Annotated in this window: 14 protein-coding genes; 1 reads left to right on the top strand and 13 read right to left on the bottom strand. The window is 61.9% G+C overall.

Annotated features, from left to right (window positions below; genetic code table 11):
* Positions 1 to 69: 69 nt before the first annotated feature.
* Positions 70 to 1,284 carry an MFS transporter gene (locus tag BLU39_RS03790; RefSeq protein WP_092710051.1) on the top strand — a complete coding sequence of 405 codons (1,215 nt, stop codon included), beginning with the start codon at positions 70 to 72 and terminating at the stop codon, positions 1,282 to 1,284.
* Positions 1,285 to 1,287: 3 nt separating this feature from the next.
* Here BLU39_RS03790 and BLU39_RS03795 read toward each other — a convergent pair whose 3' ends face one another.
* The 13 genes from BLU39_RS03795 to nuoI all read right to left on the bottom strand — a co-directional run bounded on the left by BLU39_RS03795 (position 1,288) and on the right by nuoI (position 12,495).
* On the bottom strand, positions 1,288 to 1,590 hold the full coding sequence (locus BLU39_RS03795) for a hypothetical protein (RefSeq protein ID WP_175539208.1): 303 nt from the start codon (positions 1,588 to 1,590) through the stop codon (positions 1,288 to 1,290).
* Between the two features lie 57 nt (positions 1,591 to 1,647).
* Complete coding sequence (locus BLU39_RS03800) at positions 1,648 to 2,823, bottom strand: PQQ-dependent sugar dehydrogenase (RefSeq protein WP_092710057.1); 1,176 nt, start codon at positions 2,821 to 2,823, stop codon at positions 1,648 to 1,650.
* Positions 2,824 to 2,929: 106 nt separating this feature from the next.
* Positions 2,930 to 3,430 carry a 2-C-methyl-D-erythritol 2,4-cyclodiphosphate synthase gene (ispF, locus tag BLU39_RS03805; RefSeq protein WP_092710061.1) on the bottom strand — a complete coding sequence of 167 codons (501 nt, stop codon included), beginning with the start codon at positions 3,428 to 3,430 and terminating at the stop codon, positions 2,930 to 2,932.
* A 17-nt stretch (positions 3,431 to 3,447) separates the two neighbouring features.
* The gene (ispD, locus tag BLU39_RS03810; protein WP_092710063.1) at positions 3,448 to 4,149 is read right to left on the bottom strand and encodes a 2-C-methyl-D-erythritol 4-phosphate cytidylyltransferase; all 702 of its coding nucleotides are present in this window, start codon (positions 4,147 to 4,149) and stop codon (positions 3,448 to 3,450) included.
* 12 nt (positions 4,150 to 4,161) lie between these two features.
* On the bottom strand, positions 4,162 to 4,857 hold the full coding sequence (locus tag BLU39_RS03815) for a hypothetical protein (protein WP_175539209.1): 696 nt from the start codon (positions 4,855 to 4,857) through the stop codon (positions 4,162 to 4,164).
* Positions 4,858 to 4,865: 8 nt separating this feature from the next.
* Positions 4,866 to 5,438: an NUDIX domain-containing protein gene (locus BLU39_RS03820; protein WP_034749968.1), complete on the bottom strand. Its 573-nt coding sequence runs from the start codon at positions 5,436 to 5,438 to the stop codon at positions 4,866 to 4,868.
* Between the two features lie 58 nt (positions 5,439 to 5,496).
* Positions 5,497 to 5,820, bottom strand: coding sequence for a DUF2818 family protein (locus BLU39_RS03825; protein WP_034749970.1), 324 nt, complete (start codon positions 5,818 to 5,820; stop codon positions 5,497 to 5,499).
* Positions 5,821 to 5,823: 3 nt separating this feature from the next.
* Positions 5,824 to 7,326, bottom strand: coding sequence for an NADH-quinone oxidoreductase subunit NuoN (nuoN, locus tag BLU39_RS03830; RefSeq protein ID WP_092710066.1), 1,503 nt, complete (start codon positions 7,324 to 7,326; stop codon positions 5,824 to 5,826).
* Between the two features lie 16 nt (positions 7,327 to 7,342).
* A complete protein-coding gene (locus tag BLU39_RS03835; RefSeq protein WP_092710069.1) occupies positions 7,343 to 8,842 on the bottom strand; it encodes an NADH-quinone oxidoreductase subunit M in 1,500 nt (499 codons plus the stop codon).
* A 29-nt stretch (positions 8,843 to 8,871) separates the two neighbouring features.
* On the bottom strand, positions 8,872 to 10,956 hold the full coding sequence (nuoL, locus tag BLU39_RS03840) for an NADH-quinone oxidoreductase subunit L (protein WP_092710072.1): 2,085 nt from the start codon (positions 10,954 to 10,956) through the stop codon (positions 8,872 to 8,874).
* A gap of 46 nt (positions 10,957 to 11,002) precedes the next feature.
* The gene (nuoK, locus tag BLU39_RS03845; protein ID WP_010399724.1) at positions 11,003 to 11,311 is read right to left on the bottom strand and encodes an NADH-quinone oxidoreductase subunit NuoK; all 309 of its coding nucleotides are present in this window, start codon (positions 11,309 to 11,311) and stop codon (positions 11,003 to 11,005) included.
* Positions 11,308 to 11,940, bottom strand: a complete 633-nt coding sequence (locus tag BLU39_RS03850; protein WP_034779507.1) for an NADH-quinone oxidoreductase subunit J — start codon at positions 11,938 to 11,940, stop codon at positions 11,308 to 11,310. The genes nuoK and BLU39_RS03850 overlap by 4 nt, the downstream gene beginning before the upstream one ends.
* 66 nt (positions 11,941 to 12,006) lie before the next feature.
* On the bottom strand, positions 12,007 to 12,495 hold the full coding sequence (nuoI, locus tag BLU39_RS03855; RefSeq protein WP_010399726.1) for an NADH-quinone oxidoreductase subunit NuoI: 489 nt from the start codon (positions 12,493 to 12,495) through the stop codon (positions 12,007 to 12,009).

The raw sequence follows: 12,495 nt of genomic DNA on the forward strand, positions 1-12,495 counted from the left end.
ACAACGATGTCCACCTGCCCTGATTATATACCGACCGGTTAAAAACCTCCCGGCTTTTCAGGAACCCTTATGCAACCATCTTCCAACACTGCTGGCGACGATACCACCGTGGCGCCATGGCTGGCCGTCCTGTCGGTCGGCATCGGCGCCTTCGCCCTCGTCACCTCCGAATTCCTGCCCGTCGGCCTGCTGCCGGCCATGGCCGCCGAACTGGCCATCAGCAAGGGCCAGGCGGGGCTGATGATCACCACGCCCGGCATCGTTGCCGCGTTTGCCGCCATCTTCGTTACCGTCGGCTCTGGCCGCCTGGACCGCCGCATCGTGCTGCTGGCCCTCACCGCCCTGCTCGTCGCGTCGAACCTGCTGGTGGCGCTGGCGCCGTCATATGGCTGGATACTGCTGGGCCGCGCCATGCTGGGCGTGGGCGTGGGCGGCTTCTGGGCCATCGGCAGCGCCATCGGCCCGCGCCTCGTGTCGCCGCAGCATGCGTCGCGCGCCATGTCCATCATCTTCGCCGGCGTCTCGCTGGGCACGGTGGCGGGCGTGCCGGCCGGCGCGCTGGTGGGCGAACTGGTGGGCTGGCGGGTCGCTTTCGGCGCGGCCAGCGCCATCGCCGTGCTGGTCTTCATCGGCCAGCTGTTGCTGCTGCCAAAGCTGCCGCCGACACAAGCCATCCGCTTGCGCCAGTTGCCGATGATATTCGGCATCCGCAAGGCCAGGCTGGGCCTGATCGCCACGGCCCTGATCTTCACGGGCCAGTTTGCCGCCTACACGTATATCGCGCCCTTCCTCACGCAAGTGTCGCACCTGGCGGCCGGCACGGTCAGCGCCATGCTGCTCGTGTACGGCGCTGCCGGCTTCATCGGCAACCTCGCGGGCGGCTGGGCCGCCGGCCGCCATGAACGGGCCGCGCTGATGGTGACGGGCGCCGTGCTGGGCCTGTCCACCCTGGCCCTGGCCGCGTTCGGCAGCCATGCGTTGACAGCCATGCTGCTCGTGGCCGTGTGGGGCTTCGGTTTCGGCGCCATGCCGATCGCCGTGCAGACGTGGATGTTCAAGGCGGCGCCGCATTTGATGGAAGGCAGCAGCGCGCTGTTTGTCGCCATCGTGCAAGTGTCGCTGGCGTCGGGCGCCTTGCTGGGAGGCATGGCCGTCGACCGGCTGGGCGTATCGAGCGCGATGGTGGTCGGTGGCCTGTTCGCCCTTGGCTGCGCCGTGACGATCGCGCTCTTCGGCAAGCCGCAGGCCAGCGCCAAGGCTGTCGCGGCCTGCATCGCATCGTAGAAATCAGATACGGCCGCGACGGAATTCGCCGAGGAATTTCGTCACTTCGGCCGGCGTCATCACGACGTCCGCGTCGCCGTGATACGCATACAGGAAGGGCGTGCCGCCCAGGCGGTCCGTCAGCTTGGCAAACAGCAAAAAGCGGCTGCCCAGCGGATAGCGCTGCACATCGGCCAGGCGGCGCGAGCATTGCACGGCCAGCTCGGGAGAGAAGGCCTGGCCCGGCACGGGGCGGATTTCCACGCGGCCGTTGACGGCGCGCGATTCGACGGCAACGTGCCGGTATGCATAAATATCACGGGCCATGCCGCCACCTTGAATGAAGTAAAGGCGCCATCTTAAGCGAAGTGGGCGCCTGCCGTGTTACTGCGCCACGATGCGCAGCAAACGGCCGTTGTCCTCATCGGTCAGCGCATACAGGTAGCCGTCCGGCCCCTGGCGCACGTCGCGCACGCGCGCGCCGATGGCCAGGCGGTCCTGCCCCGTCACCTTGCCGCTGGCATCGACGGCGATGCGGCGGATATCCTTGGCCGCCAGGCCGCCGCTGAAGATGCTGCCGCGCCAGGCGGCGATCTTGTCGCCCGTATAGACGGCCAGTCCCGACGGCGCCGGCGACGGCACCCAGGCCACGCTCGGATTGAGCATGCCAGGCACTTCATGCTTGCCGACGGGCTCATGCGTCCTGTAGTCGGCGCCATAGCTTTGCAAGGGCCAGCCGTAGTTGCCGCCCGCCACCACCAGGTTCAGCTCGTCACCACCATACGGCCCGTGTTCCGTGGCCCACACGCGGCCGGAAACAGGGTCAAGTGCCAGGCCCTGCACGTTGCGGTGGCCATAGGACCAGATTTCCGGCAAGGCGCCCTTGGCCGCCAGCGGATTGCCGGGCGCCGGTTTTCCCTCTTCCGTCAGGCGCAGGATGGAGCCCTGGTGCGTGGCCAGGTTTTGCGCCTGCTCGCGCGCCAGGCGGTCGCCGATGCGCAGCGGCGGGTTGCCGCCATCGGCCACGCTCATCAGCAAAGTGCCGTCCGGCAGCCACAGCAAACGCGAACCGAAATGCTGGCCGCCGCTCTTGTCCGTGGCCACCTTGAACAGGGTCTGGATGCCCGTCACCTTCTTGCCGTCGAACACGCCGCGCACGAGGGTCGTGCGGTTGGCGTCATTGGTGCCCGTCGACACCGTCATGTAGACGCGTGGATTCGGCTTGCCCGCATCCTGCGGGTGAATGACGATATCGAGCAAGCCGCCCTGCCCACCCGTAAACACCTTGGGCATGCCTTCCAGCGCCACGTCCTCGAACTTGTTGCCGTTCAGCAGGTGCAAGGTCCCCTGCTTGCTGGTGACGAGCGCGCGTCCCTCGCCCAGCCAGGCGATGCCCCACGGCTGGCGCACGCCCTGCGCGACGGTCTCGGCCTTCCAGCCCTGTTTGGCGGCGGGCGGCTCGCCCGTGGCTGGCAGCTCGGCGTGGGCGGGCAAGGCGGACGCCGCGAAGACTCCCAGCAGCAATGCGGTGGCAAGGTGTGTGCGCTTGATGATAGGCATGCGGAATTCTCCTGTGTCGTCAATGAAAAAAGGCGGCCGGGATGGTCTTCGCCATCGCGCCGCCTTCTAAAAATAGCACAAATTACACGGCGGACGCGCCGCCTGTTCAGGCCCGCAACAGCAAGGCCACGGCTTCGGCCGCGATGCCCTCTTCCCGGCCCAGATAGCCGAGCTTTTCATTCGTCTTGGCCTTGATGTTGACCTGCCCCACGGATACCCCCAGGTCTTCGGCCACGTTGGCGCACATGGCGGCGATGTGCGGCGCCATCTTCGGGCGCTGGGCGATGATGGTGGCGTCGATGTTGCCGATCACATAGCCGGTCGCTTGCACGCGGCGCACGGCTTCGCGCAGCAGTGTGCGCGAATCGGCGCCCTTGAATTGCGCGTCCGTGTCGGGGAAATGGCGGCCGATGTCGCCCAGGGCGGCGGCGCCGAAGATGGCGTCGGTAATCGCGTGCAGCAATACGTCCGCGTCGGAATGGCCGAGCAAGCCCAGGTGATGGGGAATCTTCACGCCGCCGATGATCAGGTCGCGGTTTTCCACCAGCGCGTGGCAGTCGTAGCCCTGGCCGATGCGAAATGGGAGGTCGGGAGTCGTTGGGTTCATGCGGGTCTCTCAGGAATTCAAGGATGGGCCAAATACAGCTCGGCCGTGTGGATGTCGCGCGGCAGGGTCACCTTCAGGTTGCGCGGGTGGCCCTCGACCAATCTGGGTGCCAGGCCCAGCGCTTCGACGGCGCTGGCGTCGTCCGTGATCGCTTGCGGGTCGGGCGCTTCGGACAAAGCTTTGTGCAGCAGCGCATAGCTGAACATTTGCGGCGTCTGCGCCAGCCACAGGCCGTCGCGCGGTACCGTCTGCGCCGACAGGCTGCCCTGCCCCGCCCGCTTGACGGTGTCGACCACGGGCAAGGCCAGCAAGCCGCCGGCCGGATGTCCACCGACTTCGGTAATAAGCTTTTCGATCAACGCCGGCGTCAGGCCGGGCCGCGCCGCGTCGTGCACCAGCACCTGGTCGTGGGCAGCGATGCTGCCATGCATGGCGTGCAAGCCGTTGAGGATGCTTTCCATGCGCGTGGCGCCGCCGCAGCGCAGCACAGTGACGCCCTGCGCCGGCACGACCGTGTCGATCACGCCATCGTCGGCGCTGACGACGACATAGGTATGCGCGATCAGGGGGCTGGCAAGAAAGGCGTCGAGCGCGTGGCGCAGCATGGGTTTGCCGGCGATGGTCAAATATTGCTTGGGACTGCCCGCCTCCATGCGCGCGCCCACGCCGGAGGCGGGGATCAGCGCAAAATAGCGGATGGTATTCGGTGCTGCTGTCATGCCATTCCTTGTCTAGTTGGCGGGCGCTGCCTTGCCCGCCAGGATGTTCTGGATTTCACCTTTGCACGCCTTGCCCAGGCGCGCATATTCCTGTGGAGAATCGATAGCCGCCTGCAAGGTTTCCACCTTGCGCATTTCGGCCTTGATGTACGGCAACCAGCCCGTGTCGATCTCGCGCGCCAGCGCCGCCTTTGCCGTGCCGCTGGGCGCGTACAGGGGCCGCGCCTCGAAGCGCCTGGCCAGCGCCGCGCGCACGGTCTTTTCCACGCGCGGCAAGTGTTCCATATAGGTCTTCATGTGTCGCAGCTCGTGCGCGAGTATCTCATCATACGCGCAAGTGCCGGGGGCAAACTCGCGGCCGATATAGATCACCACAGGCGCATACGTGAGGGACACGGCAATCTGCGGCGCCACGCATTCATAGCCGCTGGCCGGGTCTTGCAGCATGGGACCGGCCAGGGCGATGGCCACGCGCGAATCCGTCTTCGTCAAACCCAGCACCCAAGTGTTGGCGCGCGCCGTACCCTTCATCACCGTCAGGGCCTTGTACGGCAGATGCGTGTCGATGGAATAACCGTTCTGCTGCGCCGTCAGCACGGACACCGTCTTGCTGATCGTGTCTTCGCAGCGCACCTGGAACGGCGTGCGCGTCGCCGCCCGCGCGTCCAGGACGGCACCGGCCAGCAGCAGGAAGATTGCCGTGCGCATGCGCTGTATCAGGCCGGCTGCCACACGCCGCTGGTGATCTTGTCGAGCCAGAAAATACCGATGACGGTCTTCACGTCCGTGATCGTGCCATCCTTGACCCAGTCGAGCAGCTGCGGCACGGTGGCCGTAAATGTCTCGAGGAATTCGCCTTCATCGAGCTGGCGTTCGCCGGCGACCAGGCCGCGCGCCAGGAACAGCTCGAGGTGTTCGTCGGAATAGGCGATGGCGTTGTGGATGGTGGACACGAATTGCCAGTCGCTGGCCGTGTAGCCCGTCTCTTCCAGCAACTCGCGCTGGGCGCACGCCAGGTGCGACTCGCCCGCGTCGATCTTGCCGGCCGGGAATTCAATGAAGACCCGGTCCAGCGGATAGCGGTACTGGCGCTCCATCAGCACCGTGCCATCGTCGAGCAGCGGCAGGATGACGACGGCGCCCGGATGCAGGACGAATTCGCGCGCCGTAATCTTGCCGTCAGGCAGGGCGACACGGTCGCGCTGTACGCGCAGGAAGCCGCCCTGGTAGACGAGCTCGCCATCCACCTTGGTTTCAATCAATTGCGTATCAGTGGCTTGGGTATCCATGGAATTCCTTTATTCAATAAAAAAACGGCGCCAGAGGCGCCGCTTTCGGTCGTTGTTGCTAACGGCGTTTGCGCAGATAGCGTCCGACAAAACCTGGGAAAGCCAGCACCAGGAACAGACAGCCGGTGATGGCATAGAACTCCCACGTCTGCGGGAAACCGTTGCCGATGCGCGCTTCGAGCGCGAAGGCCACGGCGCCGACGATGAAATACAGAATCACCATCTCCAGCAGGCGCAGCGCCAGCGGCTTGCGCCAGCCCTGCTCCGCCTGCGCCGCCTTTTTCAGGGGCACGGCGGCAAACAGCTTCTCGTTCAGGAAAGGCAGGTTGGCGCCCAGGATGCCCAGGGCGATCACCAGCCAGCTCGAGACGGTGACATCCATCGGTCAGGACGCCAGGGTCTTGGTGATGGCCGAAGCGCAGGCCGCCAGGATACTTTCAGGCATCACGCCCAGCGCCAGGACGAACACGCCGTTCAGTGCCAGCACGACGCGCATGTCGCCATGCACGACCAGTGCGTTGCTATCCGTCGGCTCGTCGAACCACATCATTTTCACGACGCGCAGATAGTAGAAGGCGCCGATCAGCGAGAACAGCACGGCGGCGATGGTCAGCCACAGCTGGCCCGTGGCCAGCACGGAGGCCAGCACCGAGTACTTGGCCATGAAGCCCATCAGCGGCGGCACGCCAGCCAGCGAGAACATGAACAGGGTCATCACCAGCGCGAAGATCGGGCTGCGTTTGCCCAGGCCCTTGAAGTCGGCCAGTTCTTCTGCTTCGAAACCATTACGTGCCAACAACATGATCACGCCAAAGGTACCCAGGGTGGTGAACACGTAGGTGATGACGTAGTACAGCGAGGCGCCGTAGGCGGTGGCTGCGCCAGCCGCGTTCAGGGTGTTGTTCGGTGCGTCAACGGTACCGGACAGCAGACCCAGCAGAACGAAACCCATTTGCGCGATGGTCGAGTACGCCAACATGCGTTTCAGATTCGTCTGTGCAATGGCGGTGAAGTTACCAATGGCCAGCGACATCACGGCCAGCACCAGCAGCATTTGCTGCCAGTCATGCGCCATCGGCAGCAAGCCTTCGGCCAGCAAGCGCAGGGTGATGGCGAAAGCCGCCAGTTTCGGCGCCGCGCCCAGCAGCAGGGTCACTGCCGTCGGCGAACCTTGATACACGTCAGGCACCCACATGTGGAATGGCACGACGCCCAGTTTGAAGGCCAGGCCGGCAACGAGGAACACCAGGCCGAAGACCATGATGGTACCGTTGGTCTTGCCGTTTTCCAGCGCCACGCGCAGTTCGCCCAGGTCCAGGGTGCCGGAGGCGCCGTACAGCATCGAGATACCGTACAACATGAAACCGGAAGCCAGCGCGCCCAGGATGAAGTATTTCATGGCCGCTTCCGTGGCCTTGGCGTTGTCACGGCGCAGGGCGATCAGTGCGTACAGCGACAGCGACATCAGTTCCAGACCCAGGTAGATGATCAGGAAGTTGTTGGCCGAGATCATGATCATCTGGCCCAGCAGTGCAAACAGGGCCAGCACGTAGAACTCGCCGCCCAGGTTGCCCGACAGCATGTTGCGGTCGGTGGCGTAGGCACGCGAGTAGATCAGGGTCAGCGCCACGGCGCCGTACGAGAACAGTTTCAGCAGCTGCGACATCGGGTCCGACACGAACATGTTGTGGAACGTGTAGACCGTGGTGCCCGCGTTGAAGTCGCCCACGGTCAGCAAGGCGCAGCCTGCCAGGGTCAGCAGGGACAGCGCATAGGTGATCGAACGCTTCGCCGCAGGCAAGAACATATCGATCAGCAAGAGCGCCGACGTGGCGATCAGCAGAAAGATTTCCGCGTACAGCGGTACCAGATTAGGTGCATTAGTCATGTTATCGGTCTTCTATTTAAGGCAACTTGCTGGTGGCGACATGCTGCAGCAGGTCAGCAACCGAAGTTTGCATCGTGTCGGTGAACGGGGCTGGGTACAGACCCATCACGAGCACGGCGATGGCCAGCACAGCAAGCATGAAGAATTCACGCTTGTTGATGTCGGTCAGTTCGGCCACATGCTTGTTCTTGATCTTGCCGAACACCACGCGCTTGGCCATCCACAGCGAGTACGCCGCGCCCCAGATCAGCGCCGTTGCAGCCAGCAGACCAATCCAGAAGTTGAATTTCACCGCGCCCAGGATCACCATGAACTCGCCGACAAAGCCGGACGTCGCTGGCAGACCGCAGTTGGCCATCGAGAACAGTACGAAGAAGGCGGCAAATTTCGGCATGCGGTTCACGACGCCGCCGTAGTCGGCGATGTTGCGGGTATGCATGCGGTCATACAGCACGCCGATGCACAGGAACATCGCGCCGGAGATGAAGCCGTGCGAGACCATCTGCACGATACCGCCCTGCACCGAGATGTCGTTGAACATGAAGAAGCCCAGGGTCACGAAACCCATGTGCGCGATCGACGAATAGGCGACCAGTTTTTTCATGTCGGTTTGCACCAGGGCAACCAGACCGATGTAGATGACGGCGATCAGCGACAAGGCGATCATGAAGCCCGACAGGTAGTGGCTGGCGTCCGGCGTGATCGGCAGCGAAAAACGCAGGAAGCCGTAGGCGCCCAGTTTCAGCATGATGGCGGCCAGCACGGCGGAACCGCCCGTAGGCGCTTCCACGTGGACGTCCGGCAACCACGTGTGGACGGGGAACATCGGCACCTTGACGGCAAACGCCATCAGGAAGGCCAGGAAGATGAAGATCTGTTCGTTCATCGTCAGCTTGAACGCGTGCCAGGCCAGGATGTCGAAGGTGCCCGACACATTGCGCAGGTAGATGATGGCAACCAGGGTCAGCAGCGAACCGAAGAAGGTGTACAGGAAGAACTTGAACGACGCGTATACACGGTTCGAACCGCCCCAGATACCGATGATGATGAACATCGGGATCAGGGTTGCTTCAAAGAAGAAGTAGAACAGCAAGCCGTCCAGCGCGCAGAACACGCCGATCATCAGGCCAGACAGGATCAGGAAGGAGCCCATGTACTGGGCGATGCGCTTCTCGATCACTTGCCAGGCCGAAATGACGACGATGACGGTGATAAAGGCCGTCAGCGGCACGAACCACAGCGACAGGCCGTCGATACCCAGCGAGTACCAGATATTGAAGGTTGCTATCCACGGCGCTTTTTCGACGAATTGCATGCCGTGTGCGGCGTTGTCGAAATGCTGGATCAGCGGCAAGGTGCACAGCATGCTGAGCACGGCGCCAGCCAGCGACAGCCAGCGGGTAAAGCCCGCTTTGCTGTCACGGCCGAGAGCCAGGACCAGGACGCCGCAAATGATCGGCACCCAGATCGACAGACTCAGGTAAGGAGGTAATGTAGAAATCGTAGACTGCATCATGGTTCTCAGTATTCTTTTATCAGGTCAGCTTACTTAGCGGGCCAGAATGGCAGGAAATAGATCAGGAAGCCCAGCACGCCCAGGATCATCACGAATGCATAGTGATAGATGTAGCCGGTCTGCAGCACTCGCGACAGCGAGGACAGCCAGGCGACGACCTTGGCGCTACCGTTGACCAGCAGGCCATCGATCAGCTTCTTGTCACCGAAGTTCCACAGGCCATTACCCAGCAAGCGGGCACCGCCGGCGAACACGACTTCATTGAACTTGTCCATGTAGTACTTGTTGTCCAGCAGGGTGTGGATCGCGTGGAACTTGGCAAAGAACCAGGCCGGTACGCGCGGGTTGACCATGTAGCAGTAGTAGGCTGCCACCACGCCGGACAATGCCAGCCAGAACGGTGCCGTCGACAGGCCGTGGATCGCCATCGCCATTGCGCCATGGAATTCATGCGACAACTCTTCCATTGCTGGATGGTTTTCGCCGACGAAGATCACGCCCTTGAAGAAATCGCCATGCAGCATCGGGCCGATCGTCAGGTAGCCGATGATCAGCGACGGGATCGCCAGCATCACCAGCGGGAACCAGACGACGAATGGGGACTCGTGCGGCTTCTGGCCAGGTTCCAGGCCATGGTGGCCGTGGTCGTCTTCCTCTTCTTCATCGTGTGCGTCCGAATCATGCTTGGCCGCAGGCGCGTGATGGTCGTCATGACCGTGCGCATGCGCCTGGCCGAAACGTTCCTTGCCATGGAAGACGAGGAAGTACATGCGGAACGAGTAGAAGGCCGTAACGAACACGCCAGCCAGCACGGCGAACTGGGCAAAGCCAGCGCCCCAGATGTGCGTCGCTTCGACGGCTTCGATGATGCTGTCTTTCGAGTAGAAACCGGAGAACAGCGGCGTGCCGATCAGGGCCAGCGAACCGATCAGGGACGTGATCCACGTGATCGGCATGTATTTGCGCAGGCCGCCCATGTTGCGGATGTCCTGGTCGTGGTGCATGCCGATGATGACGGAACCGGCGCCCAGGAACAGCAGTGCCTTGAAGAATGCGTGCGTCATCAGGTGGAACACGGCCACGGAGTAGGCGGACGAACCGAGCGCGACGGTCATGTAGCCGAGCTGCGACAGGGTCGAGTAAGCGACGACGCGCTTGATGTCGTTCTGGATGATGCCCAAAAAGCCCATGAACAGCGCCGTGATGGAGCCGATCACGAGGATGAAGGACAGTGCCGTGTCGGACAGTTCGAACAGCGGCGACATGCGCGAGACCATGAAGATACCGGCCGTCACCATCGTCGCGGCGTGAATCAGTGCCGAGATCGGGGTAGGACCTTCCATCGAGTCAGGCAACCACACGTGCAGCGGGAACTGCGCCGACTTGCCCATCGCGCCGATGAACAGGCAGATGCAGGCCACGGTCAGCAGGGCCCAGTCGGTACCCGGCATCGTCAACAGCGCCAGTTCGTCTTTCTTGGCGAACACTTCCTGGTAGTTCATGGTGCCGGCAAATGCCAGCAGCAGGCCGATACCGAGGATAAAGCCGAAGTCGCCCACGCGGTTGACCAAGAATGCCTTCATGTTGGCCACGATGGCCGTCGGACGCTGGTACCAGAAACCGATCAGCAGGTAGGAGACCAGGCCCACGGCTTCCCAACCGAAGAACAGTTGCAGGAAGTTGTTGGCCATGACCAGCATCAGCATCGAGAACGTGAACAGCGAGATGTAGGCGAAGAAGCGGTTGTAGCCTTCGTCGTCCTTCATGTAGCCGATCGTGTAGATGTGCACCATCAGGGAGACGAAGGTGACCACGCACATCATCATCGCCGACAGCGAATCGATCTGGAAGCCCACTTCCATCTTCAGGGTGCCGATCGTCATCCAGTTATAGATCGTGCCATTGAATGTCGCGCCATCCATCACTGCCAGCAGTGTCTGCACGGACAGGATGAACGCAATCAGTACGCCCAGGATCGTCGCGGTATGCGACGTCTTGCGTCCGACCAAATTACCCAGGAACTGGGTGCCAAGCAAGCCTGCAATCGCGGCACCGGCCAGCGGCGCCAGCGGTACGGCAAGAAGGAGGTTAGGGTTGAGGAGTTGCCCCGCCATGATGAACCTTAATCGTTATTATTCGAGAGATCGAGTCTGAAAAACATCAGCCTTTGAGGCTGTCCAGGTCTTCGACGTTGATGGTATCCAGATTACGGAACATCACCACCAGAATAGCCAGACCGATAGCCGACTCAGCGGCGGCAACCGTCAGGATGAAGAAAACGAAGATCTGACCGGCCGCGTCGCCCATGAAATGGGAGAACGCGATGAAATTCATATTCACCGCCAGCAGCATCAATTCGATTGCCATCAGCAATACGATGATGTTCTTGCGGTTCAGGAAAATACCGACGATCGAGATTGCGAACAGGATCGCGCCCAGGACCAGAAAATGTGTGAGCGATAATGTCATGGTGCCTCCTTAACTTCCGGCTCAGCCGCAGGACGCTCGACAACCGCGTCCATCTTGATGATCTTCAGGCGGTCGTTGCGCTTGACGCGCACGGCATCGCCTGGAGCGAAATGCTTGGTGTCCTTGCGTTTGCGCAGGGTCAGCGCGACCGCGGCAACGATGGCCACCAGCAGCACGACGGCGGCGATCTCGAAGGCAAACACGTATTTCGTGTAGATCAGCAGACCCAGTTCCTTGGTGCCGCCCAGGTTGACGTTGACCGGAGCGATGCTAGGCGCAAAGTTGCGGAAACCGTGCCACAGGACGGCGGCCATTTCCAGCACAATGATCACGCCCACCGTCACCGACAAAGGCAGATAGCCCCAGAAGCCCTCGCGCATGCGGTCGATATTGATATCGAGCATCATGACCACGAAGAGGAACAGCACCATCACGGCGCCGACGTACACCAATACCAGCACGATGGCCAGGAATTCAGCTTGCAGCAGCATCCAGATGCCCGCCGCGGAAAAGAAGGACAGTACCAGGAACAGTACTGCGTGGACCGGATTACGGGCCGTGATGACGCGCGTCGCTGCCAGAATCAAGATCAGCGCGAAGGCGTAAAACAAAATTGTTTTAAAGTCCATAAAAAACCCAATAGACGTACAGATGAACGAGGGGCGCGCCGCAGCCTCTCAGCTGCGGCGCATCCATCAGCGATAAGGTGCGTCGGCGGCGCGCGCAGCGGCGATGTCATTTTCATAACGATCACCTACGGCCAGCAACATCTCTTTCGTGTAATACAAATCCCCGCGTTTCTCGCCGTGGTATTCCAGGATTTGCGTCTCGACGATCGAATCGACCGGGCAGGACTCTTCGCAGAAACCGCAGAAGATGCACTTGGTCAAGTCAATATCGTAACGCGTGGTACGGCGCGAGCCGTCGTCACGCTGTTCCGATTCGATCGTGATGGCCATCGCCGGGCAAACCGCTTCGCACAGTTTGCAGGCGATGCAACGTTCCTCGCCGTTCGGGTAGCGGCGCAGCGCGTGCAAGCCACGGAAACGCGGCGAGATCGGTGTCTTCTCTTCCGGGAATTGCACCGTGATCTTGCGCGAAAACATGTACTTGCCTGTCAGCGCCATGCCCTTGATCAGCTCGCCTAACAAGAGGCTGCTGAAGAAATCTTTTACCTTATCCAT

Origin of the sequence: Janthinobacterium sp. OK676 (assembly GCF_900103595.1) — a bacterium.
In the GTDB taxonomy this organism is placed as follows: Bacteria; Pseudomonadota; Gammaproteobacteria; order Burkholderiales; family Burkholderiaceae_D; genus Janthinobacterium.

Excerpts from the sequence above, each read along its gene's own strand:
- BLU39_RS03790 (WP_092710051.1), top strand. The coding sequence starts at position 70 with ATGCAACCATCTTCCAACACTGCTGGCGACGATACCACCGTGGCGCCA.
- BLU39_RS03795 (WP_175539208.1), bottom strand. The coding sequence starts at position 1,590 with ATGGCCCGTGATATTTATGCATACCGGCACGTTGCCGTCGAATCGCGC.
- BLU39_RS03800 (WP_092710057.1), bottom strand. The coding sequence starts at position 2,823 with ATGCCTATCATCAAGCGCACACACCTTGCCACCGCATTGCTGCTGGGA.
- ispF (WP_092710061.1), bottom strand. The coding sequence starts at position 3,430 with ATGAACCCAACGACTCCCGACCTCCCATTTCGCATCGGCCAGGGCTAC.
- ispD (WP_092710063.1), bottom strand. The coding sequence starts at position 4,149 with ATGACAGCAGCACCGAATACCATCCGCTATTTTGCGCTGATCCCCGCC.
- BLU39_RS03815 (WP_175539209.1), bottom strand. The coding sequence starts at position 4,857 with ATGCGCACGGCAATCTTCCTGCTGCTGGCCGGTGCCGTCCTGGACGCG.
- BLU39_RS03820 (WP_034749968.1), bottom strand. The coding sequence starts at position 5,438 with ATGGATACCCAAGCCACTGATACGCAATTGATTGAAACCAAGGTGGAT.
- BLU39_RS03825 (WP_034749970.1), bottom strand. The coding sequence starts at position 5,820 with ATGGATGTCACCGTCTCGAGCTGGCTGGTGATCGCCCTGGGCATCCTG.
- nuoN (WP_092710066.1), bottom strand. The coding sequence starts at position 7,326 with ATGACTAATGCACCTAATCTGGTACCGCTGTACGCGGAAATCTTTCTG.
- BLU39_RS03835 (WP_092710069.1), bottom strand. The coding sequence starts at position 8,842 with ATGATGCAGTCTACGATTTCTACATTACCTCCTTACCTGAGTCTGTCG.
- nuoL (WP_092710072.1), bottom strand. The coding sequence starts at position 10,956 with ATGGCGGGGCAACTCCTCAACCCTAACCTCCTTCTTGCCGTACCGCTG.
- nuoK (WP_010399724.1), bottom strand. The coding sequence starts at position 11,311 with ATGACATTATCGCTCACACATTTTCTGGTCCTGGGCGCGATCCTGTTC.
- BLU39_RS03850 (WP_034779507.1), bottom strand. The coding sequence starts at position 11,940 with ATGGACTTTAAAACAATTTTGTTTTACGCCTTCGCGCTGATCTTGATT.
- nuoI (WP_010399726.1), bottom strand. The coding sequence starts at position 12,495 with ATGGATAAGGTAAAAGATTTCTTCAGCAGCCTCTTGTTAGGCGAGCTG.